Source organism: Streptomyces sp. NPDC001339 (assembly GCF_042895955.1).
Classification (GTDB): Bacteria; Actinomycetota; Actinomycetes; order Streptomycetales; family Streptomycetaceae; genus Streptomyces.
The window spans coordinates 861,113-881,644 of record NZ_JBIAWT010000001.1 but is presented as its reverse complement, the minus strand read 5'-3'; the positions used below and the strand labels follow the sequence as shown (position 1 = coordinate 881,644).

General features: G+C 69.3%; 20 protein-coding genes and 1 pseudogene. 11 read left to right on the top strand and 10 right to left on the bottom strand.

The annotated features are described in order from the left end of the window. Nucleotides 1-101: 101 nt before the first annotated feature. Both ACFY12_RS03690 and ACFY12_RS03685 read left to right on the top strand, forming a co-directional pair. Nucleotides 102-440, top strand: a complete 339-nt coding sequence (locus ACFY12_RS03690) for a hypothetical protein (RefSeq protein WP_390714044.1) — start codon at nucleotides 102-104, stop codon at nucleotides 438-440. 420 nt (nucleotides 441-860) lie between these two features. Further along, nucleotides 861-2,156, top strand: a complete 1,296-nt coding sequence (locus ACFY12_RS03685; RefSeq protein WP_390714043.1) for an Ig-like domain-containing protein — start codon at nucleotides 861-863, stop codon at nucleotides 2,154-2,156. Nucleotides 2,157-2,251: 95 nt separating this feature from the next. Here ACFY12_RS03685 and ACFY12_RS03680 read toward each other — a convergent pair whose 3' ends face one another. Next, nucleotides 2,252-2,953 carry an AraC family transcriptional regulator gene (locus ACFY12_RS03680; RefSeq protein WP_390714370.1) on the bottom strand — a complete coding sequence of 234 codons (702 nt, stop codon included), beginning with the start codon at nucleotides 2,951-2,953 and terminating at the stop codon, nucleotides 2,252-2,254. Between the two features lie 221 nt (nucleotides 2,954-3,174). Between ACFY12_RS03680 and ACFY12_RS03675 the strand changes: the two genes are divergently transcribed. Continuing rightward, on the top strand, nucleotides 3,175-3,762 hold the full coding sequence (locus ACFY12_RS03675) for a class I SAM-dependent methyltransferase (protein WP_390714042.1): 588 nt from the start codon (nucleotides 3,175-3,177) through the stop codon (nucleotides 3,760-3,762). Nucleotides 3,763-4,530: 768 nt separating this feature from the next. On the opposite strand, the pseudogene ACFY12_RS03670 reads toward ACFY12_RS03675, so the two are convergent. Next, nucleotides 4,531-4,623, bottom strand: a pseudogene (locus ACFY12_RS03670) (peptide-methionine (S)-S-oxide reductase); the annotation flags it as partial. Between the two features lie 3 nt (nucleotides 4,624-4,626). Beyond that, nucleotides 4,627-5,838 carry a macrolide-inactivating glycosyltransferase gene (gene mgt, locus ACFY12_RS03665; RefSeq protein ID WP_390714041.1) on the bottom strand — a complete coding sequence of 404 codons (1,212 nt, stop codon included), beginning with the start codon at nucleotides 5,836-5,838 and terminating at the stop codon, nucleotides 4,627-4,629. A gap of 205 nt (nucleotides 5,839-6,043) precedes the next feature. Between mgt and ACFY12_RS03660 the strand changes: the two genes are divergently transcribed. Then, entirely contained in the window at nucleotides 6,044-6,697 is a 654-nt protein-coding gene (locus ACFY12_RS03660) for a hypothetical protein (protein WP_390714040.1), read from the top strand. 478 nt (nucleotides 6,698-7,175) lie between these two features. Here ACFY12_RS03660 and ACFY12_RS03655 read toward each other — a convergent pair whose 3' ends face one another. Both ACFY12_RS03655 and msrA read right to left on the bottom strand, forming a co-directional pair. After that, the gene (locus ACFY12_RS03655; protein ID WP_390714039.1) at nucleotides 7,176-7,502 is read right to left on the bottom strand and encodes a hypothetical protein; all 327 of its coding nucleotides are present in this window, start codon (nucleotides 7,500-7,502) and stop codon (nucleotides 7,176-7,178) included. A gap of 348 nt (nucleotides 7,503-7,850) precedes the next feature. Continuing rightward, entirely contained in the window at nucleotides 7,851-8,519 is a 669-nt protein-coding gene (gene msrA / locus ACFY12_RS03650) for a peptide-methionine (S)-S-oxide reductase MsrA (protein WP_390714038.1), read from the bottom strand. Here msrA and ACFY12_RS03645 point away from each other — a divergent pair. Further along, complete coding sequence (locus ACFY12_RS03645) at nucleotides 8,500-8,634, top strand: hypothetical protein (protein WP_390714037.1); 135 nt, start codon at nucleotides 8,500-8,502, stop codon at nucleotides 8,632-8,634. The genes msrA and ACFY12_RS03645 overlap by 20 nt on opposite strands. A gap of 130 nt (nucleotides 8,635-8,764) precedes the next feature. Here ACFY12_RS03645 and ACFY12_RS03640 read toward each other — a convergent pair whose 3' ends face one another. Beyond that, nucleotides 8,765-9,898 (bottom strand): hypothetical protein, encoded by a 1,134-nt coding sequence (locus ACFY12_RS03640; protein ID WP_390714036.1) that lies wholly within the window; start codon nucleotides 9,896-9,898, stop codon nucleotides 8,765-8,767. Nucleotides 9,899-10,270: 372 nt separating this feature from the next. On the opposite strand from ACFY12_RS03640, the gene ACFY12_RS03635 reads away from it, so the two are divergent. Beyond that, the gene (locus tag ACFY12_RS03635) at nucleotides 10,271-11,434 is read left to right on the top strand and encodes a cystathionine gamma-synthase (protein WP_390714035.1); all 1,164 of its coding nucleotides are present in this window, start codon (nucleotides 10,271-10,273) and stop codon (nucleotides 11,432-11,434) included. A gap of 338 nt (nucleotides 11,435-11,772) precedes the next feature. Here the strand turns inward: ACFY12_RS03635 and ACFY12_RS03630 are convergent, their stop codons facing one another. Further along, complete coding sequence (locus ACFY12_RS03630; RefSeq protein WP_390714034.1) at nucleotides 11,773-12,255, bottom strand: MarR family winged helix-turn-helix transcriptional regulator; 483 nt, start codon at nucleotides 12,253-12,255, stop codon at nucleotides 11,773-11,775. Between the two features lie 469 nt (nucleotides 12,256-12,724). On the opposite strand from ACFY12_RS03630, the gene ilvA reads away from it, so the two are divergent. The 3 genes from ilvA (at nucleotide 12,725) to ACFY12_RS03615 (ending at nucleotide 16,268) form a co-directional block, all read left to right on the top strand. Further along, nucleotides 12,725-13,960: a threonine ammonia-lyase gene (gene ilvA / locus ACFY12_RS03625; RefSeq protein WP_390714369.1), complete on the top strand. Its 1,236-nt coding sequence runs from the start codon at nucleotides 12,725-12,727 to the stop codon at nucleotides 13,958-13,960. A 296-nt stretch (nucleotides 13,961-14,256) separates the two neighbouring features. Next, complete coding sequence (locus ACFY12_RS03620; protein ID WP_390714033.1) at nucleotides 14,257-15,396, top strand: ATP-binding cassette domain-containing protein; 1,140 nt, start codon at nucleotides 14,257-14,259, stop codon at nucleotides 15,394-15,396. A gap of 14 nt (nucleotides 15,397-15,410) precedes the next feature. Further along, nucleotides 15,411-16,268: an ABC transporter permease gene (locus ACFY12_RS03615; protein WP_390714368.1), complete on the top strand. Its 858-nt coding sequence runs from the start codon at nucleotides 15,411-15,413 to the stop codon at nucleotides 16,266-16,268. A 177-nt stretch (nucleotides 16,269-16,445) separates the two neighbouring features. Here the strand turns inward: ACFY12_RS03615 and greA are convergent, their stop codons facing one another. Then, nucleotides 16,446-16,943 carry a transcription elongation factor GreA gene (gene greA, locus ACFY12_RS03610; RefSeq protein WP_390714032.1) on the bottom strand — a complete coding sequence of 166 codons (498 nt, stop codon included), beginning with the start codon at nucleotides 16,941-16,943 and terminating at the stop codon, nucleotides 16,446-16,448. 458 nt (nucleotides 16,944-17,401) lie between these two features. Further along, the gene (locus ACFY12_RS03605) at nucleotides 17,402-17,812 is read right to left on the bottom strand and encodes a DUF4307 domain-containing protein (RefSeq protein WP_390714031.1); all 411 of its coding nucleotides are present in this window, start codon (nucleotides 17,810-17,812) and stop codon (nucleotides 17,402-17,404) included. 279 nt (nucleotides 17,813-18,091) lie between these two features. Here ACFY12_RS03605 and mca point away from each other — a divergent pair, with 279 nt between their 5' ends. Next, nucleotides 18,092-18,964, top strand: a complete 873-nt coding sequence (gene mca / locus ACFY12_RS03600; RefSeq protein ID WP_390714030.1) for a mycothiol conjugate amidase Mca — start codon at nucleotides 18,092-18,094, stop codon at nucleotides 18,962-18,964. A 4-nt stretch (nucleotides 18,965-18,968) separates the two neighbouring features. Further along, nucleotides 18,969-19,223, top strand: a complete 255-nt coding sequence (locus ACFY12_RS03595) for a hypothetical protein (RefSeq protein WP_390714029.1) — start codon at nucleotides 18,969-18,971, stop codon at nucleotides 19,221-19,223. A gap of 643 nt (nucleotides 19,224-19,866) precedes the next feature. On the opposite strand, the gene ACFY12_RS03590 is transcribed toward ACFY12_RS03595, so the two are convergent. Further along, entirely contained in the window at nucleotides 19,867-20,301 is a 435-nt protein-coding gene (locus ACFY12_RS03590; protein ID WP_390714028.1) for a hypothetical protein, read from the bottom strand. Nucleotides 20,302-20,532 lie beyond the last annotated feature (231 nt).

The following is a 20,532-nucleotide window of genomic DNA, read 5'->3' as shown; positions in this document are numbered from 1 at the left end:
TCCCCCTTGTGGGTTCGACGAATTGGCTGTTGAGCGCAGATGTTAGTAACTGCCGCGGGTCGCGGGGAAGTCAGGCCCCATCCAGTCCTAACCTCCGTGCTATGAGCAATGGTGAGACATCACGTTTTGTGCGGCTTCATGTCGAACTGGTCATGGAGGTCACCGACGCGGACCGGCTGACCCGCGCCGCCCTCGACCGCATCGACGACGACCCCTCCCTGCCCGACGACGAGCGCAGACGGTCCCAGGAAGCCGTCACGGAGGACCCGGCGGAGGCGCTGGCCCATCTGATCGACCCGTTCGACCTGGTCTCCGCCGTACCGGGCACCGAACTCGCCCAGGCGTCGTGGAGCAGCGAAGGGCTGACCGACTACGACCCCGACGCCGAATGGGACGCGACGGAGTGGGAGCTCGCCGACGACGCGGCCGCCGAGGGCTGACCGGTACCCACCGCCCGCCCCGCAGCTCACCCATCACCCCGGATCACCCCCTGGCCACCCCCCTGCCCCCCCTGGCCTGGTCACCCACTGCTGTGGTCCCCGTACGGCTCGTTATCTGTCGCACGGGGGCCACCTACGTGCGATCGACGGATCGACGGGGGGCGGAAGCGCACGTGAAGAGGGGGCGTAGAGGAGGAGGGCGTAGAGGAGGAGGGCGTAGAAGAGGGGCATAAGTGACCTAAGTGCACTAATACGAACCTAAGTGTCCTATCCCACACTTTTCGGAGGAACGGAACGAGTGGCACGGGAAAGGCGTTCACTGGGAGTCGGCCGGAATGCCTGCGTCCAGATACGCCTGCGTTCTGTTGGCAGCTCGCTCGGGGATTTTCTGCGAAATCGGTAGCAATGGAGATGCGTGTGATGACGGACAGCAAGCGCCGCAAGGACCGCATAGCCGCCGTCGCGCTGCTCGGGAGCGTGCTCGCGCTGGCAGCGTCCGGCACCGGCTATGCGGCCGCCAAGGGCAGCGCCGGTGACGACGGCGGTGCGGGCGGTACGCGGCACGAGAACACCCGGCAGGTGGACGAGGCGGTCGCCAAGGACGCCAAGGACGCAACGGGGACGTCGGACGCCAAGATCACCATCGCGCCGAAGGGCGGCGCCACCAACGTGGGTGTCGACCGTGCCACCAAGGTCACCGTCAGCGAAGGCCGGCTCACCGACGTCACCATGACCGCTGTCGCGACCGGGCAGAAGGTCCGCGGCACGCTCTCCGCCGACGGCACCTCCTGGACGCCCGACCGGGCCCTTCGGTACATGACGACGTACGAGCTCACCGCGCACGCGGTCGACTCCCAGGAGCGCGAGGCGGTGGAGAACTCCCGCTTCACCACTGCCACCCCGCCCTACCTCTTCCTCGGGAACTTCACGCCCGAGGACGGTTCGACGGTCGGCGTCGGCATGCCGGTGTCGATCAACTTCGACAAGCCGGTCAAGAACAAGGCCGCCGTCGAGTCCGCGATCAAGGTCTCAGCCAGCAGCAACCAGCGGGTCGTCGGCCACTGGTTCAGCGACACCCGGTTGGACTTCCGCCCCCGGGGCTACTGGCAGGCGAACTCCGAGGTCACCATGGCGCTCGGCCTGGACGGCGTCCAGGCGTCGCCGGGTGTCACCGGCATGCAGAACAAGACCGTCCGCTTCCATATCGGCCACGCACAGGTCAGCACCGTCGACGTCAAGACGCACCGGATGACCGTGATGCGCGACGGGGAGGTCGTCAAGACCATCCCGATCTCGGCAGGCGGCACCGAGAACCCGACCTACAACGGCAAGATGGTCATCTCCGAGCGGTTCCAGCAGACGCGGATGGACGGTTCGACGGTCGGCTTCAAGAAGAAGAACGGCAAGGGCGAATACGACATCCCCGACGTCCCGCACGCCCAGCGCCTGTCGGCCTCTGGCACCTTCATCCACGGCAACTACTGGAGCAAGGGAGTCTTCGGCCACGCCAACACCAGCCACGGCTGCATCGGCCTGAAGGACGTGAAGGGCGCCGATGACCCCACGACCGATGGCGCCTGGTTCTTCGACCACTCGCAGACCGGCGATGTGGTCGAGGTGATCAACTCCCCCGATCGCACCGTCAAGCCGGACAATGGCCTGAACGGCTGGAACATGGACTGGTCGCAGTGGGTGGCGGGCAGCGCCCTGCGCTGACCTGACCGTCACGCTCGCCCGGCCTTCCGGCCTCCCGGCCTCGCAGCCTCCCGGGAGGCCGGAAAGCTGGAAGGCCGGGCGCCGCAGCGGACCGTTCACGGCTCCACCGGCCCGAAGTACGCCCCCGGTGGCACCCCCACAGCCCGTCGGAAGGCCGCGACGAAGGCGCTCGGGGAGGCGTAGCCCACCCGCGCCGCGACCGCCGCGACCGTGGCGCCGGCCGCCAGCAACGGCATCGCGGCCTGCAAACGGACCCGGGTGCGCCACTGCCCGTACGGCATACCGGTGTCGGCCACGAACGCCCGGGCCAGGGTCCGGCCGCTCGCACCCACCCGGGCGCCCCACTCGGCCAGCGTCCGCCCGTCCGCCGGATCGGCGCGCAGCGCCTCCGCGACCCGGCGCGCCCGTGGGTCGTGGGGCATCGGTGCTTGCACCGTGGCCACCGACACCGGGCGCAACTGGTCCAGGACGACGGCCTCGGCCCGTTCGCGGGCGGCCGGTTCCAGGGTCTCGTCCGCCAGGTACGAGATCAGCTCGCGCAGCAGCGGGGAGACACCGACGACGGTGGGCGCCGGCCAGCCGACCGGGCAGCGCTCCGGCAGGTAGTACAAGCTCCGGAAGAGCGCCGGCCCCGCGGCGCCGGTGGCATGCGGAGTGTCCGCCGGTATCCACAGCGCCATCGAGGGGGGCAGCACCCAGGTGTTGCCGGCCGCCCGGACGGCCAGAACCCCCTTTCTCGCCCAGGTCAGTTGATGGTGTACGTGACGATGGCGCTGGAACCACTGCCCGCCGGCCATCGCGAAGCTCCCCACGGCCACAGCCGCCCCGGCGACCGCCCCGCCCGGCGCCACGTGCTCCTCCACGCCCGCCCTACGGCCTTCCGCCCCGCTTTCCCCTCCGCCTTCCGCCCCGCGTCTGTCCGCCCCGCGACTGTCCGCCCCGCGTCTGTCCGTTTGGCGATACAACATGTCCCCTTGTCGCCTGGTGGTCACCGCACACTGCTTCCTACGCTCGCCCCATGCCCTCCATGAATCGTTATCACCAGTGGGTGTGCAACTCCCGCCTGTGGGCCCGTGCGGTGGAGAAGGACCTGCTGCCATGGGCCCTGGAAGGCGTCCAACTGGGCGCCGAAACCCTGGAGATCGGTCCCGGGTACGGCGCCACGACGCGGGTACTGGAGCGTCGCGTCGGCGGCCGGCTGACCCTCCTCGAGGTCGACGAGTACGCGGCACGGCGACTGCGGGCCACGTATGCCCGACACGGCGACCGGATCGAGGTGCTGCACGGCGACGGCGCCGCGATGCCGCTCCCGGACGCCGGTTTCGACGCCGTCGTCTGCTTCACGATGCTGCATCACGTGCCGTCGCCGCAGCTGCAGGACCGGCTCTTCGCCGAGGCGTACCGGGTGCTGCGCCCGGGCGGTGTCTTCGCAGGCTGCGACGGCCGCGCAAGCCGTGCCTTCCGCCTGATGCACCTGGGCGACACCTACGTTCCGGTCCCGCCCGAAACCCTCCCCGCCCGACTGCGCACAGCCGGCTTCGACCCCGCCGCCACCACCCTCACCCTCACCAAGAACCGCTTCCGCTTCCGCGCGACCCGGCCATAACCGCCCCGGCCATCACCGCGGCGCCTATGCCTAATATGCATTTATTCGCCTCCAAGGCGACCAGGGCTGGGCAATTTACGCCGCCCCCTGCATGGCATGCTTTTTAAGAAGCCTTTAAGCGGCGTTGTGAGCGAATGTACTGACCCTGTCTGGCCTCATCCTGGGTACTGTGACCGGTACCGCGAACGGTCAACTCCAAGGGAGAGCTTGCCGTACAGGATGCCGGCGGAAAGGATCTGGACGTCGCTCCGACCACCGTCAAGGGTGGCAAGCACGTCTTTTCCGGGAAGTGAGCAGTGCACGGCGACGAGGCCACGCTGAACCTCACGAGTGTGGATGGCAATGAGATACCCGCCGCAGGGGCCATTACCACCCGCAGCTTCTCGAACTGGTTCAGCTGCGTCAGCAGGCGACATGCAGAGCGGAGCGGTGTCCACGGTAGGAGCAATTCTCGCCGCGGCTGGCGGAATATATACGCTCAGGCGAGGTGCCCCCACCTTGCCTGCAAAGCTGACGATGCCGGTAGTACTCGCGGTCATCATCAGCGTCAGTCTGCCTCGCTTCCTCGATGACAAGGGCGGCCCGGTTACCGTGGTCGCAGGGGCAGTGGCCGTCGGCCTGGTGATCGCTCTCTTCGCGCGATTCCGTCCCTCCGGGAAGGAATCGTAAACTGCCGGGGGCTGAAAGCGGGAAATGCTCAACCGCGTTTCAGCCCCCGGCCTGAAGTCGTTCTTCTAAGACAGGCTCAGTTATCGGCCTTGGCCACCCCTACTCGGCCTTGGCGACCCCCACAGGGCAGGAGACGCCCGTCCCGCCCAGACCGCAGTAGCCCGCCGGGTTCTTGTCGAGGTACTGCTGGTGCCCTTACTCAGCGGGCAATTCGGCCTCGATGAGGTCGGCCGCTCGCCGGGTGCCGCCCTCGGCGGCCATCTCCTGCTGGATGGCCGTGAGGCGGCGTCCCACTTCCGGGTCGGCGACGAGCGCGAGCACCGCCGCGCGGAGGGTGACGGCGTCCGCCTGGTCCATCGGGAGGTGGCGGGCCACGCCGAGTCCCTGGAGCATGTCCGCGTTGCCGAACTGATCGACGGCCTGCGGGACAGCCACCATGGGTGTGGTGGTGGCCAGGCCCTCCTGGCTGCCTCCTGCGCCGGCGTGTGTGATGAAGGCGTCAGCCTTCTTCAGGATCGCCAACTGCGGTACCCAATGGTGCACCTCGACGTTCCCTGGGATCTCGCCGAGCTCGTCGGCGGTGACATGCTTTCCTACCTGGAGCACGACGTGCCAGCCCGGCAGGCCGCCGAATGCCTTGATGCACTCGCGGTAGAAACCGGACTGCTTCGTGAAGGACGAGCCGAGCGAGACGAGCAGTACACGCTCGGCGTCCGCGGGCCGCTCCCAGTCGCCCTGCGCCGTGCGGTCGCCCTGGCAGGCACCGACAAAGAAGTGGACGTTTTCGTCGACCCGGTCGGCGTGCGGCTGAAGCGCCTTGGGGATGAGCACGATCGATCGGGCGGGGCGACCGACGAACGGGTCGGGGTGCTGCGTGATCCCGTTCTCCGCAAGCCAGTTGGTGAACTTCTCGTAGTACGTCCTGCCGCGCTCGGTCGCCCCGGCCTCCGCCCACATCGGCTCGGCGACCTCCTCCTCGTACCCCTCCCACGCGACGAGATTCGGCGAGAGGGAGATCGCGGGCACGCCCCAGCGGTGAGCAAGGACGCGCGCCGGATACGAGGTGATGTCATGCAACACGAGGTCTGGCTGGTCTCCTTGATACGCCTCGACGAGTTGCGGCAGCGCCTGGATTGCGTCGTCCAGGAACGGCTCGACGTTGTCGAGGAGTGTGGTCCCCCACGCCGATGGGTCGCTGTCGGGCGACGGCAGCGTCGTGCGGTACGGGACCGGCTCGGCACCGGTCTCGGCGATCTCCTCCCTCAGGCGGGGAGGAATCGCGTACGTGACGCGGTGTCCCCGGGCGACGAGCTCCCGGATCACTTCGAGGCTCGGGTTCACGTGCCCGTAGGCGGCGATGGAGAACATGGCGATATGGGCGCGCTTGCCGTGCCTTTGGGTCGTCATGCCCTCACGCTAAACGAGACGAGACGTCTCGTTCAACCTCTTTCGTTTTTCGGTGTCGGAAAGGTATTGCCGGCGCCGGCCCCCGTTCGGTGAGGAATGGCAGCGCCGAACCGGTCAACGAGCCATCCGCGCCCACGACTTGCGCCGGCCCAGCCGTGAGCCGGGATCGTGGGGCGTTGCTGGCCCGGCCTTGTAGGCTTCCCGCATGCCACCGTCCGTCGAACCGCAAGCGCTGGTGAGCGGAAGCCATGTGCGCCGAGCCGTCGCCCACTGTGTCGATACCCTCACCGGCGTCCCCGCGGTCCGATGGCAGGACAGGGCCGGCAGCCTGGAGTGGACATGCTGGGAGACCCTGGAACACCTCGCGGACGATCTGCTCACCTACGCACTGCGGTTCGGTCTCGCGCAGCCGATGGACGTGCCACGCGTGCCACTACGCGTCTCCCGTGATCGACCCCACGGGCCGGCCAATGTCGTCTTCGGCGACGAGGAGGCAGGACCCGAGGGACTCCTGACCGTAGTGGCGGCTTGTGGTGGACTGCTCGCAGCCGCCGTCGACACCGCAGCTCCTACTGCCCTGGCCCCGCATGTCTTCGGCGCCTCCGACCCGGCGGGATTCGCGGCGATGGGCATTGTCGAAACCCTCGTCCACACCCATGACATTGCTCAGGGCGTGCACCGCGTGTGCGAGCCCCCGCAGGACTTGAGCGCGCGAGCTCTTGCACGTCTCTTCCCCGACGTACCCCTGACAGATACTCCGTGGTCGACCCTGCTGTGGGCTACCGGCCGCCTCGAAACGCCCGATCGCCCCCGCCGGACGGACTGGCGTTGGTACGGCGCACCGCGTGGCAGCGGCTGACGTAGACGAAGTCGACGAAGTCGACGAAGCAGGCGATGCGTTCGAGGCGGGCGTCGGCTGGGGTGCGTGGACCGAGTGGATCAAGCGCGCGGCGGGCGAGGTGGCGCAGCCGCCGGCGAGCAGGATGCGGCAGGTCGCGATCCCGTCTCCACTACGAGGACACCGAGCAGGCTGAGAACGAGGTCCCCCGGGAGAAGCGGGATGATCGGTTCTGGGATGCCATGGGGCCTCGGCTCTCCGTGCTCTGCCTGCGCTTTCCGGCCGCCCGAACCTGGGCTCTCCGGTCGTTGCCCACCACTGTACGAACCGCTCCCGGGCCGCACAGCGCCCGGCCGAGGGATCCGTATCGCGGCCGGCGGACCCGGGGCATCGGCCTCAATTGGCCGACAGCTCGGCCGACTTTATCTGGCTTGAGGTCCGTCCCGACCAGACCGCAGTAGCGGTCATGTTGCGCGAGAGGTACTGCTGGTGGCGATGCTCAATGGTCAGAAGTGGCTGCTGCGGCGTATGCAACGAGGCGTGCGAAGCGCAGCCACACGAGCAGGTAGCTGTTGAGGGCCGTGTAGCTCGGACGGACAAGCCGCTCGATTTCGTGGATGGTCTCGGCGAGGAAGTCTCGTGTCGGGGCTGCTATGTGACCGAGGTTCGTGAGATATGCGGTGGCGCAGGCGTCGAGGCGGGATTGCAGGTCGGTCAGTTGCGGTGCTTCGCTGTCGCGGTACAGCGTCTCGTCCGGGAAGGGGAGGCGCCGGAACTCCGTGTGGCGGTTGGCTACGGCGGCAACGAGTCCCAGGCGAGAGGGCACCGTTTGGCTTGGCCACCGAGGCCCCCGCAACTGCGTTGTGTCGGTGGGGCGTGGGGCTCGTCGGCCAGCTGCTTTTTCCGTGTGGCGTCGGGCGGTGATGGCAGCGAGCTCGTTCAGCCGGATGGTTCGGCTTTCTTCCAACGCCTCCAGTGCGCGCAGCAGGGCCGCTGGGTCTCTGCGGAGGTCGGGGGAGGGGCGTGCCGTCGCAGCCAGGTATGCCCAGGTGGCGTTGAAGCCGAGTGGGCAGTAGTGCCCGACGGCACACCTCAGGGCCGTGTGTCGTCGGGCGAGTGGCAACTGCTCATCGCGCACCCTGCGTGCGTAGGTTCTGAAGCCCACGTGGTGACGTCAGTCGTCGATCTTGACCACGCCGACGGGGCAGGAGACGCCCGTCCCGCCCAGACCGCAGTAGCCCGCCGGGTTCTTGTCGAGGTACTGCTGGTGGTACGCCTCGGCCGGGTAGAAGGGGCGGGTGGCGTCGGCGGGGAGGATTTCGGTGGTGATGTCGGGGTGGCCGGACTGGTGAAGGACGGTGCGGTAGGCGTCGCGTGAGGCCTCGGCGGCCTGTTGCTGGGCGGGGGAGTGGGTGTAGATCGCGGAGCGGTACTGGGTGCCCACGTCGTTGCCCTGGCGGAAGCCCTGGGTGGGGTCGTGGGACTCCCAGAAGAGCTTCAGGAGAGACGTGTACGGGACGACCGACGGGTCGTAGACGACGCGGACGGCCTCGGTGTGGCCGGTGTGGCCGCTGCAGACCTCTTCGTAGGTGGGGTTCGGGGTGTGCCCGCCCTGGTAGCCGACGAGGGTGGTCCACACGCCCTCGGTCTGCCAGAACTTCCGCTCGGCGCCCCAGAAGCAGCCCAGGCCGAAGTCGGCGATCTCCAGGCCGTCCGGGTACGGGCCGAGCAGCGGGTTGCCGAGGACAGTGTGCCGATCGGGAACCGAGAAGCCGGGCTCGGGGCGGCCCTTGAGCGCTTCCTCGGGAGTCGGGAGGTGCGTCGTGAAGCGGGAGAACGGCATCAGGATCAGGCTCCAGGAAGAGGAAGAGGAAGAGGAAGAGGAAGAGGAAGAGGAAGAGGAAGAGGAAGAGGAAGAGGAAGAGGAAGAGGAAGAGGAAGAGGAAGAAGGGGCGTAAGGGGTAGGAAGGGGTGTAAGGGAGAAGAAGGGGCGTAGGGAGTGGTGAGGCTGTGGTGGGGCCAACGCTGGGGGCAGGGGTGGCATTCCCGGGGACGTCCTCAGGCGGGGGCGCCGTACCCCGCCGGGTGCTACGGCTTCTCGGGGGGCAGGCCGGCCGAGGTGCCGCCGAGCTGTTCCCAGCCGGCGACCGCCTGGGCGCGGTAGGCGGCGTACTCGGCGGCGGGGCTGGGCCCGTATGACCACGGGACGGCGCCCACATGGCCGTCGACGTGGCGGAGCTGCTCCAGCGCCTCGGCGTAGCGCTCGGCGCGTACCAGGAACCACACGAGCAGATGCCGGACGTGCGGCGCCATGGGGTGGTCGGCGGGGGCCTCGCGGAGCGCGAAGTGGGCGCCCTCGATGGCGCGCTCGACGACCGCGCTCTGGTAGAGGCTGCGGACCATGTTCGCCTCGGGGAGGTGCTCGTACACCGCGAAGAGGGGGAGCGCCGGGAGGAGGGACCCGGAGGGCGCCTCGGCGGCCGCGCGCCCGGCGAACGCCTCGGCCTGCTCCCGTGAACCGTGCCACTTCTGCGACCAGTAGGGGAGGGCGGCGAGGTGGGCGCCCATGTGGTGCGGCGCGCGCTGGACGATCGTGGACCACAGCTCCTCGTAGTCGGCCGCGCGGGCTCCCAGCCCCCGGGCCACCGCCAGCTCGGTGAGGTACGGGATCGGGCTGCCGGGTGCCAGCAGCGCGGCCTCCCGGCAGACCGTACGGGCCTCCTCGAGGATCATGCGGAAGTCCTCCGAGCCCGGGTCGCGCAGCGCCTGGACGACGAGGAACTGGGCGTGCGTCTGGGCGCCGCCCGGGTCCTTGGGGGCCTCCGTGCGCCAGGTGCGCAGCCAGATGCCGCCGGTGCGGAACCCGCCGCCGTCCTGCTCCGTGCCGGCCGCGGCCAGCTCGAACGCGGCAGCCCCGGCCAGCGTCTGGACCCGCTGCCAGCGGCGCTCCCAGTCGTCGCCGGTGGACTTCAGCAGCTCGGCCGCGGGGCGCCAGTCGCGCGTCCGCCGGATCTCGGCCAGTGCCTCGTCCAGCTCCGGGTCGGGGCCGGGCAGCCGTACGTCGAGCTCCTCCAGCGGGACGAAGCCGTAGCCCGCCAGCGGGTCGGAGGCCGCGGTCAGGCCCTGCCGGGTCTGCTGGGCGGCCTGTCGGCGTCGCATCCAGGGGAGGAAGACGAGGCCGCCGAGCGCGAGCGCGGCGAGAAGAACCAGCAGTGCGTCCATGTGAGGTGTCCTGTTGCCTGTAACGGTTGGCTGTGCCTGTAACGGTTGGCTGTGGTGCCTGTATCGGGGTTGGCTGTGGTGTCTGTGTCGGTTGGCTGTGGTGGCCTGGCGGGTGGCTGCGTCGGGGGCCTGTGACGGGTGGCTGTAGTGGTGGGGATGCGGGTGTGGCAGCTGTGGGGACGGAGCGGGGCGGGGCGGCGTTCGTACGCATCCGTTGTCTCCGGCGTTCGTACGCACCGTACGCACCCCGTTGTCTCCACTTGTATCCACTCCCGAGCGAACCAGAAAGTTCCGGGACGTATCCGGTGAAGGTTCAAGCGAACCGGGAACTTCCAGGTGGGCCGGCCGTGCGGGCGACTACCCTCGGCAGACATGAGCGATCAGCGTGATCAGGCACATCACCAGCAATTCGAGACCCTTGCCATCCATGCGGGCCAGGAGCCCGACGAGACCACCGGCGCGGTGGTGCCGCCCATCTACCAGGTGTCCACCTACAAGCAGGACGGGGTGGGCGGGCTGCGCGGCGGCTACGAGTACAGCCGGAGCGCCAACCCGACCCGTACCGCCCTGGAGGAGAACCTCGCCGCCCTCGACGGCGGCCGCCGCGGCCTCGCCTTCGCCTCCGGCCTGGCCGCCGAGGACTGCCTGCTGCGGACCCTGCTGTCCCCCGGCGACCACGTCGTCATCCCCAATGATGCCTACGGCGGTACGTTCCGCCTCTTCGCGAAGGTTGTCCAGCGGTGGGGCGTGGAGTGGTCGGTGGCCGACACCTCCGACCCGCAGGCCGTACGTGACGCCCTGCGGCCCCGTACGAAGGTGATCTGGGTGGAGACGCCCAGCAACCCGCTGCTCGGCATCAGCGACATCGCGGCGCTGTCCGGGGTCGCACGGGACGCCGGCGCCAAGCTCGTCGTCGACAACACCTTCGCCAGCCCCTACCTCCAGCAGCCGCTCTCGCTCGGCGCGGACGTGGTCGTCTACTCCACCACCAAGTACATGGGCGGTCACTCGGATGTGGTCGGCGGCGCCCTGGTCGTCAACGACGACACCCTCGGCGAGGAACTCGCCTACCACCAGAACGCGATGGGTGCGATCGCCGGCCCCTTCGACGCCTGGCTCGTGATGCGCGGCATCAAGACGCTGGCCGTACGGATGGACCGGCACAGCGCCAACGCGGCGCGCGTCGCGGAGCTGCTGACCTCCCACAAGAAGGTCACCCGCGTCTACTACCCCGGACTGTCCGGGCACCCCGGTCACGAGATCGCCGCCAAGCAGATGCGGTCCTTCGGCGGCATGGTGTCGTTCCAGGTCGCGGGCGGCGAGCAGGCGGCGGTCGAGGTCTGCAACCGGGCGCGGCTGTTCACCCTCGGTGAGTCGCTCGGGGGCGTGGAGTCGCTGATCGAGCACCCGGGGCGGATGACCCACGCCTCGGTGGCCGGTTCCGCGCTGGAGGTCCCCGGTGACCTCGTACGCCTGTCGGTCGGCATCGAGTCCGTGGACGACCTGCTGGCCGATCTCGGGCAGGCGCTGGGCTGACGGGCGCCGACGGCCGCGAAGTCGCTTGCTTCCGGCCGGGTGCGTGGTCTCCGTCCTGGGTCCCTTCTGGGGCCGCCTCGGAGCCCTCACCGCCCCTCAGGGGGAGGGGCGGTGAGGGGTGAGGTGGACCGTATGCGGACAACTCCCTCAACTCCCCGGCGGGCGGGGCGGTTCGGGATATTTCGGGATATGGGGTCAGCGGTGAGCGTGGCAGCGCTCAGGGCATCCACCCGTCAGGGCATCCACCCGTCGGTACGGCTGCCCCCAGGGCAGCTCCCCCCCCCAGGATGGCTGCCCCAGGACAGCTCCCCCCTCAGGACGGCTGCCCCTCAGGACGGCTACCCCTCGGCGCCCACGACGCGGTGGAGGGAGGAGTTGAAGCGGGTCAGGAGGGTGGTGAAGGCCTCGCGGTCCTCCTCGGACCACCCCTCCGTCACCATCGCCATCAGCGCCCGGCGCGAAGCCCGTACCTCGTCCAGCCGGGTGTGGCCGCGCTCGGACAGCTGGAGCACGACCGCCCGGCCGTCCTCGGGGTGGGTGGTCCGGCTGACCAGCCCGGAGTCGACCAGCGGGGCGACCTGCCGAGTGACGGTGGACGAGTCGATGCCCATACCGGCGGCCAGGGCCTTGACGCCCATCGGCCCTTCCTGATCCAGGCGATTGAGGAGCAGATAGGCGGCGCGGTCCATGGAGTTGCGCGCCTGCCCGACGCCGCCGAGCCGGCTCTGTTCCGCGCGGCGGGCGAAGACGGCGACTTGGTGCTGCAGCGCGTCGAGAAGAGCGGGGTCGGTGTGGGTCGTCATGTCCGAAGAGGTGGGCATGGCCGGGTGCTCGCTTCATGGGATGCGTACGGATTGGGGGACAGCGTACGCGGCCGTGGCGCGGAGCGTACCTGCACCGGCCAATCCGACAACGCCCCGTAACCCCAGGAGACTGCCCGGTTCTCCCGGGTGAGCGGTTCCCACCGCTTCCCTACTGCCTCCCCACCTCGTCCCTACTGTGTCCCCATCGCGTCCCCATCGCGTCCCCATCGCATCCCCACCGGGTCCCCACCGGGGCCCCGCCGCGCTCCCGAAGGCCGTGGGCGGGCAGGCCCGCCACCGGGCGAACTGCGAGACTGGCGATATGGCCGCTCACGCTCATACGCTGCGTACGCCGCATGACACCGTCGCCTCCACCGCCCGCCCCGCAGACGGCCCGCTAGCCGGCCACTCCGCCACCGAGGGGGAGATCGGGACGAACGGAATGAGCGGGCTGAACGAGATGAGCGGGACGAGCAAGATGAACGACATGACCGGTGTGAACGACATGAACGACATGGCCGGTGCGATCACGGTCGACGCCGTGCGTGAGGCGCACAAGATGCTCTCCGGCGTGTCCCGCGCCACCGTGCTGGAGGGCAGTCGTCACCTGTCGGGGCTGGTCGGCGCCCCCGTGCACCTCAAGTGCGAAAACCTCCAGCGCACCGGCTCGTTCAAGATCCGCGGTGCCTACGTACGGATCGCCGGGCTCTCCGCGGAGGAGCGGGCCGCCGGTGTCGTGGCGGCGAGCGCCGGCAACCACGCCCAGGGTGTGGCGCTGGCGGCGTCCCTGCTCGGAGTGCGCTCGACGGTGTTCATGCCGTCCGGTGCCCCGTTGCCGAAGGTCGCCGCGACGCGCGAATACGGCGCCGAGGTGCGCCTGCAGGGACACGTCGTGGACGAGACGCTGGCCGCCGCCCAGGAGTACGCGCGGGAGACCGGCGCGGTCTTCATCCACCCCTTCGACCACCGCGACATCATCGCCGGCCAGGGCACGGTCGGCCTGGAGATCCTCGAACAGTGCCCGGAGGTGCGCACCATCGTCGTCGGGGTCGGCGGGGGCGGACTCGTGGCGGGGATCGCGGTCGCGGTCAAGGCGCTGCGGCCGGACGTGAAGGTCATCGGGGTGCAGGCGGCGGGCGCGGCCTGCTATCCGCCGTCGTTGGCGGCCGGGCATCCGGTGGCCATCGAGGGGCTGTCGACGATGGCGGACGGCATCAAGGTCGGGCGGCCCGGCGATGTTCCCTTCGGGATCGTCCAGCGGCTGGTGGACGAGATCCGTACGGTCTCCGAGGACCAGCTCTCCAGCGCGCTGCTGCTGTGTCTGGAGCGGGCGAAGCTCGTGGTGGAGCCGGCCGGGGCGAGCCCGGTGGCGGCACTGCTCGCCGACCCGAAGTCCTTCGAGGGGCCGGTGGTCGCGGTGCTGTCCGGCGGTAACGTCGACCCGCTGCTGATGCAGCGGATCCTGCGGTTCGGGATGGCCGCCGGGGGCCGCTATCTGTCGCTGCGGCTGCGGCTGACGGACCGGCCGGGGGCGCTGGAGGGGCTGCTCGGGGTGCTGACGGTGGTCGACGCCAACGTCGTCGACATCGGACATGTACGGACGGACCCGCGGCTCGGTCTGACCGAGGTCGAGGTCGAGCTGCATCTGGAGACCAAGGGGCCGGCGCACTGCGACGAGGTGCGCGAGGCGCTCCACGAGGCGGGCTACGTCATGGCGGAGTGACGACGAGCGAGGGTTCGGCTCCGTGCCCGCGCCGTGCCCGCGCCCTCCCGTCTCCCTCTCCCCCCTCACTCGCGCTCGCACAGGAATCGAAATTTGTATCGCGATGTATCGCGTCTGGGTGTAGTATCGCGGCTGCGGGTGCTGGGCATTGGGCCGTGCGTGTCGCACGGGTGGCCGTGGGTGCGGGGGTGTGGGTGTGAAAGTTGCGCGGAATGTGCACACAAGCCGTATGCCCGGAGTATGCCGCTAACCGTAATATTCGATCTGGAACCTATCCGAGCCATGGGAGTACCCATATGCCAGGCGCCATTTACGCCGAAGGTCTGGTGAAGACCTTCGGCGACGTGAGGGCACTGGACGGCGTCGACCTCGACGTTCCCGAAGGAACCGTCCTCGGACTGCTCGGCCCCAATGGTGCCGGCAAGACCACCACCGTGCGAGTCCTGACGACTCTCCTCCAGCCCGACCAGGGCAAGGCGCAGGTCGCCGGGATCGATGTCCTCGCCCACCCTGACAAGGTGCGCCGTTCGATCGGTCTCTCCGGTCAATTCGCCGCCGTGGACGAGTACTTGACCGGACGTGAGAACCTGGTGATGGTCGGTCAGCTCTACCAGATGAGTGGCCGCGACGCGAAGCGCCGGGCCGCCGAGCTGCTGGAGCGCTTCAATCTGAGCGAGGCCGCCGACCGCACCGCGAAGACCTACTCCGGCGGTATGCGCCGCAGGCTCGACCTCGCGGCCGCGCTGGTCGTCAGCCCGCCCGTGATGTTCATGGACGAGCCGACCACCGGCCTGGACCCGCGCAACCGCCAGGCGCTGTGGGACGTCATCCAGGAACTGGTCGCGGGCGGTACGACGCTGCTGCTGACCACCCAGTACCTGGAAGAGGCCGACCGGCTCGCGCACGACATCTGCGTCGTCGACCACGGCAAGGTCATCGCCCGCGGCACGTCCGACCAGCTCAAGGCACGCACCGGCGGCGAGCGCGTCGAGGTTGTCGTACACGCCCCCGAGCACCTCGGCATCGCCGACGAGGTCCTGCGCGGCTTCGGCAAGGGCGAGGGCACGATCGAACGGCAGCTCCGCAAGCTCACGATCCCGGTCACCGGCGGCGCGAAGCTGCTCGCCGAGGTCATCCGCGAGCTGGACGCCCGGGGCGTGGGGATAGATGACATCGGACTGCGCCGCCCGACCCTGGACGACGTCTTCATCTCGCTGACCGGGCACGCGGCCGAGTCCGCCGAGGAGCACGAGGAGAGCGGCGGGAGCGATACGGGCGGCGGGGGCGATACAGGCGACGGCAGCGATACGGGTGACGGCGGCGGTGCGGGCAGCGCGAGCGGTGCCGCGAAGGGCGCCTCGAAGAGCGCCGCGAAGGGCGCCGGCCGCGAGGGTGGCCGGTCCGGTGACGGACGCCAGAAGGAGGGCGTGAAGTGACCACGGTGGGAGAAGTGAGCGCCGTCGATACCGGACAGCACACGGCACCCCAGCCGACGGGCGCAGTCGGCCAGTCGATCAGGGACTCCCTGGTCATCGCCCGGCGGAACGTAACTCGCATGGTCCGGATTCCAGAGGTCTTGGTGTTCGGGCTCATCCAGCCGATCATGTTCGTGGTGCTGTTCAGCTACGTGTTCGGCGGCTCGATCAACGTCCCGGGCGCGGGCCTCAGCCCCGACGCCTATCGGGAGTTCCTGATGGCTGGCATCTTCGCGCAGACCGTCACGTTCGCCACGGCCGGAGCGGGCGCGGGCATCGCCGACGATATGCACAAGGGCCTCATCGACCGGTTCCGCTCCCTGCCCATGGCACGTGGCGCCGTACTGACCGGGCGCACGCTCGCGGACCTGGTGCAGACTGCACTGACCATGGTTGTCCTGGCGGTCGTCGCGCTGCTGGTGGGCTGGCGCACCCACGAGAACATCGCGGGGGTGCTCGCCGGGTTCGCGCTGCTGCTCCTGCTGGGCTACGCCTTCTCCTGGATCGGCGCGCTGATCGGTCTCACGGTGCGTACGCCAGAGGCGGCCACGTCCGGCGGGCTGATCTGGCTCTTCCCGCTGACCTTCATCTCCAACGCGTTCGTGCCCTCGGACAACATGCCAACGGTGCTGCGGCACATCGCCGAGTGGAACCCCTTCAGTGCCACCGTGCAGGCGGCCCGGGAACTCTTCGGGAACATCCCGGAGGGCTATCCAGTGCCAGAAGCCTGGCCGATGCAACACCCGGTACTGGCCTCCGTGCTCTGGTCCATCCTGATCATCGCCGTCTTCCGCACGCTGGCCGTGCGCAAGTACCACTCGGCAACGGTCTGAGACCACCCCGGCCGCACGGCGGTACGTACGACACCGCCTGTACGGGGTGGCACGTACGACACCGTCGGCACGGGGGTTCGTGCACCACGGCACGGCGGCACAGCACAGCGGCACAGCACAGCACAGCGGCCCGGAGCGTGACGCTCCGGGCCGCTGTGCTGTCCGCGGGCGGCAGGACTAGCCGCTGTAAGGCTTGGCGTCGAGGATCTTCACGCTCGCCTTCTTGCCGTTGGGGAGCTCGTACTCCGCGTCGGCGCCGATCTTCTTGCCGTTCACTCCGGTGCCCAGCGGCGATTGCGGCGAGTAGGTCTCGATGTTCGAGCTCGCGTACTCCCGCGATGCCAGCAGGAACTCAAGTGTGTCGTCCGGGTCCCCGTCGAACGCGATGGTGACGACCATGCCGGGAGCTACCACGCCATTGGCGGCCGGGGCCTCGCCGACCTTCGCGGTCTCCAGCAGCTGCTTCAGCTGGCGGACGCGGGCCTCCTGCTTGCCCTGCTCTTCCTTGGCCGCGTGGTACCCGGCGTTCTCCTTCAGGTCACCTTCCTCGCGGGCCGCCGCGATCTTCTCAGTGATCTCGGCGCGTGCGGGACCAGACAGGTGCTCCAGCTCGGCCTTGAGCTGGTTATACGCCTCCTGGGTCAGCCAGGTGACGTTGTCGCTGGTCTGGGTCACAGGTGCTCCTCGTCGGTACTGGGGATAAATCAAACGCCCTACCAGGAAGGTTTGCGCCTTCACGGGTGGGCGAAACAACGAGCCTAACAATTCCGGCACAAAACGGGGAAGAGGAAATTCACAGTGTTCGCGCGGCGTTGCATCCTCGCTGCTCAGACGCGGTCACGACACACCCCGTGAGTGAACGGTGGCGCCGCGCGGTTGCGCACGGGGCGCGGGCCGTGTCGCGTACGGCGCGACCGTACCCCTAGGGGGCAGTCGAACGGATCCCGTAGGGGATGCGAGCCCCCCTTGCAGGGCCACAACGAGGCGGGGGGCGGCGGTATTCCCCGGGGGCATTCCCCGGGGATGGGGGCTCGACGGCACGGGCGTTCCCGGGGCGACGGCACGGGCGTTCCCGGGGCGAGGCGGCGCGGTCCCGAGTCCTGGGGAGAGCCTGCCTGGAGCGGGAGGTGGTTCTAGTGGCGGCTGGTGGGGGTGCAGCCGACCAGGATCGCGTTGGTGGCCCGCTTTGTGGTGCGTATGGTGATCTTGGTGTCGACCTGGTCGGTGCGCTGGTCGACGGTGACGTCCTTGCGGCCGACCTCGGAGCCGTCATCGGCTTGGGAGCGGAGGGTGCATACGCCCGTGTCGTCCATGCCCTTGACGACCTCGAGGTGGACCGTGACCGCATGATCGGACACCGCGTCCCAGGTGATCACCCGGCCGCTGAGGTCCTGCCCCGTGATGTAGGAGAAGCCCGACCAGCCGACCACGCCGAGCAGCGCGACGCCCAGCACGGCGCCGATGATCTTGAGCTTGCGGTCCGCGCGCTGGTCCGCGGAGCGGCCGTAGCGTCCATCGGGGAGCCCTTCGCGCGCGGCGGTCATGCTGCATCCTCCTGGTACGGGACCTGCGTCGGAGTTCGGGACCTGCACCGAACCCGAGAACCGGAACCCGGGTCCCTGAGCCGGGCCCGGGGGCCGAGGCGGACCTCAGCCTGTGAAGCGGATCGGAAGCGGATCGGAAGCGGATCGGAAGGGGATCCGAAGCGCGGGCCTGGTGGACCTGAGTCAGGAATCCCGGGGTTCCGGCTCAGGGAATACAGCGCCCTTCGCTTCGGTCACTATAGGAGGCATCTTCTCCGGCCCTTAACTGAGGATCGAGTCTTGACTGAGCAGCTGCGTTTGATGGCGGTCCATGCCCACCCCGACGACGAGTCGAGCAAGGGTGCGGCCACCATGGCCAAGTACGTGTTCGAGGGGGTGGACGTGCTGGTCGCCACCTGCACCGGTGGGGAGCGGGGCTCCATCCTCAACCCCAAGCTCCAGGGGGATCCGTACATCGAGGAGCACATTCACGAGGTACGCAAGAAGGAGATGGACGAGGCCCGGGAGATCCTCGGCGTCAAGCAGGAGTGGCTGGGCTTCGTCGACTCCGGGCTGCCCGAGGGCGACCCGCTGCCGCCGCTGCCCGAGGGCTGCTTCGCGCTGGAGGACGTCGAGGAGGCGGCCGGGCGGCTGGTCAGGCTGATCCGGGAGTTCAAGCCGCAGGTCATCACGACCTACGACGAGAACGGCGGCTACCCGCACCCGGACCACATCATGACTCACAAGATCACGATGGTGGCCTTCGAAGCGGCCGGCGACCCGGAGAAGTACCCGGAGGCCGGCGAGCCCTGGCAGCCCCTGAAGCTCTACTACAACCAGGGCTTCAACAAGCCGCGCACCATCGCCCTGCACGAGGCGCTGCTGGCGCGCGGCATGGAATCGCCGTACGGCGAGTGGCTGGAGCGCTGGAAGCAGTTCGAGCAGCGCGAGCGCACGCTGACCACGTACGTTCCCTGCGACGAGTTCTTCGAGATCCGGGACAAGGCGCTGATCGCCCACGCCACCCAGATCGACCCGGACGGCGGCTGGTTCCGGGTGCCGATGGACATCCAGCGCGAGGTCTGGCCGACGGAGGAGTACGAGCTCGCCAAGTCGCTCGTCGACACTTCCCTCCCCGAGGACGACCTCTTCGCGGGCATCCGCAACAATTGAGCCCATGATGAGCGCGACCAGCACCCTCGCCCTGACGCACTTCGTCACCCTTGCCGACAGCTTCGACAAGGACAAGGTGACCCCCGGCGTCCTGGGCTTCATCGTCTTCGCGGTCATCGGCGGTGCCGTGTGGCTGCTGATGAAGTCCATGAACAAGCACATGAAGCAGGTGGACTTCGAGGAGCAGCCGGAGGAGGGCACGCCGGGCACCGGCGGCGCGGCCGCCTCCACGACGGCAGCCAAGCCGAAGACCAGCTGAGGGCGAGGACCGGCCGGGCCCGACGCGGCGGTCCGTCGGTCCGGCAGTCCCCGAGGACCGGGTGGCGGTCCACGGCCGGCCCCCTGGCAACGGCCGGCCGACCGGCCCGGCGGCTCGCTGACCCAAGCGGTCAGCGAGCCGGGACCACACCGCGGCACGGCGCGGCGGCGGTGCTGCCGGTGTGGGGCCGAGGCGTAGGCGAGCAGCTTCTCGCGCGACTCCCCGTATTGGACGACCGTGCAGGTGCGCGGCCCGGCCCCACCGTGTCCCCCTCGGCCGCCGTCGTGACCCGTCCCGCTATCAGCGCCGTCCCCATGCCGCGCTCCCGCTCTCCTCTTGGGTAACGTCGCCACCCGTGGCTGGATAGCACTAGTGTTCGATGGTGGGGCACCTGTGCCGACCGAACCTGGTGCGGGTGGTGATCCAGATCGGCAAGGCGCCGGTGGCCGTCGCGCGGAGGTGATCGTCGCCGCGGAGGACACGGCGCCGGACCACCACATGCGGCTCGGGGCGGCCGCCCGGGCGCTGCCGCACGAGCCGGGGCCCGCCGAGGGCGACGAAGCGACCAGGACCGCACGCCGCTCGGTGGACGCGCTGCTGGAGCAGCTGGGCTCGCCTCCGTTGCCGCGCTCGTCCGCCTCGGCTACCCCTGCGACACCGCGCATCTGCTGCCGTACGGTGGCATCGCCGCCGAACTCGCCGTCGTCGACCTGGCCACGGTGGCGGCCTTCGTGTTCTTGGAGAAGAACTGGGGGCGTGCGGGAGCCATGAACGCCTCCGCAACCCGCTCCTGAGGGAGAGCGCGTCGAGCACAGTGTTCGACGGCCTCCACGTGCCGCAGCAGAGCGGGCGCAGCCTTGCCCTTCCCCTGTGTCCATACGTCAACGCTGAACTGGAACTGCGGAGTTGAAGCGGGTACGGCGCTGTCCTCGGCCTTCGGCGGCTGCGCTGCCTTCTCCTCTTCGGTGGGAGGGCGCTTCTCGACCGGCTTGGCGGACCGGGCTCGCGTGGGCCATCCGAACACGCGCGAGCGCGCGTTCTTCCCGAAGGGCAGAGGATGGTCTGTCTCGTGTGCCAAGTCGGGGACGGTGAAGGAAACCGGGGTTGCAGGATCGCCGTCGAAGAGCGCGTTGTCCACGTGCCAGCCCAGACCACGAAGGGCATCAACGGCTCCGCGTGCATCACTCAGCCGCAAGGCAGGCAGATCCGTACGGCGCTGTGCCCTGTCCGAGCGCAGGAGGCCGCCGCGCGAGAGGCGCGATGGAAGGCTTGGCGTCGTCGATGGAGGGTGACCAAGAGGAGCTGTAGG

Bases quoted from the DNA above. Each gene is read 5' to 3' on its own strand.
- ACFY12_RS03690 (WP_390714044.1), top strand. From the start codon at position 102: ATGAGCAATGGTGAGACATCACGTTTTGTGCGGCTTCATGTCGAACTG.
- ACFY12_RS03685 (WP_390714043.1), top strand. From the start codon at position 861: ATGACGGACAGCAAGCGCCGCAAGGACCGCATAGCCGCCGTCGCGCTG.
- ACFY12_RS03680 (WP_390714370.1), bottom strand. From the start codon at position 2,953: ATGGCCGGCGGGCAGTGGTTCCAGCGCCATCGTCACGTACACCATCAA.
- ACFY12_RS03675 (WP_390714042.1), top strand. From the start codon at position 3,175: ATGCCCTCCATGAATCGTTATCACCAGTGGGTGTGCAACTCCCGCCTG.
- mgt (WP_390714041.1), bottom strand. From the start codon at position 5,838: ATGACGACCCAAAGGCACGGCAAGCGCGCCCATATCGCCATGTTCTCC.
- ACFY12_RS03660 (WP_390714040.1), top strand. From the start codon at position 6,044: ATGCCACCGTCCGTCGAACCGCAAGCGCTGGTGAGCGGAAGCCATGTG.
- msrA (WP_390714038.1), bottom strand. From the start codon at position 8,519: ATGCCGTTCTCCCGCTTCACGACGCACCTCCCGACTCCCGAGGAAGCG.
- ACFY12_RS03640 (WP_390714036.1), bottom strand. From the start codon at position 9,898: ATGGACGCACTGCTGGTTCTTCTCGCCGCGCTCGCGCTCGGCGGCCTC.
- ACFY12_RS03635 (WP_390714035.1), top strand. From the start codon at position 10,271: ATGAGCGATCAGCGTGATCAGGCACATCACCAGCAATTCGAGACCCTT.
- ACFY12_RS03630 (WP_390714034.1), bottom strand. From the start codon at position 12,255: ATGCCCACCTCTTCGGACATGACGACCCACACCGACCCCGCTCTTCTC.
- ilvA (WP_390714369.1), top strand. From the start codon at position 12,725: ATGACCGGTGTGAACGACATGAACGACATGGCCGGTGCGATCACGGTC.
- ACFY12_RS03620 (WP_390714033.1), top strand. From the start codon at position 14,257: ATGCCAGGCGCCATTTACGCCGAAGGTCTGGTGAAGACCTTCGGCGAC.
- ACFY12_RS03605 (WP_390714031.1), bottom strand. From the start codon at position 17,812: ATGACCGCCGCGCGCGAAGGGCTCCCCGATGGACGCTACGGCCGCTCC.
- ACFY12_RS03595 (WP_390714029.1), top strand. From the start codon at position 18,969: ATGATGAGCGCGACCAGCACCCTCGCCCTGACGCACTTCGTCACCCTT.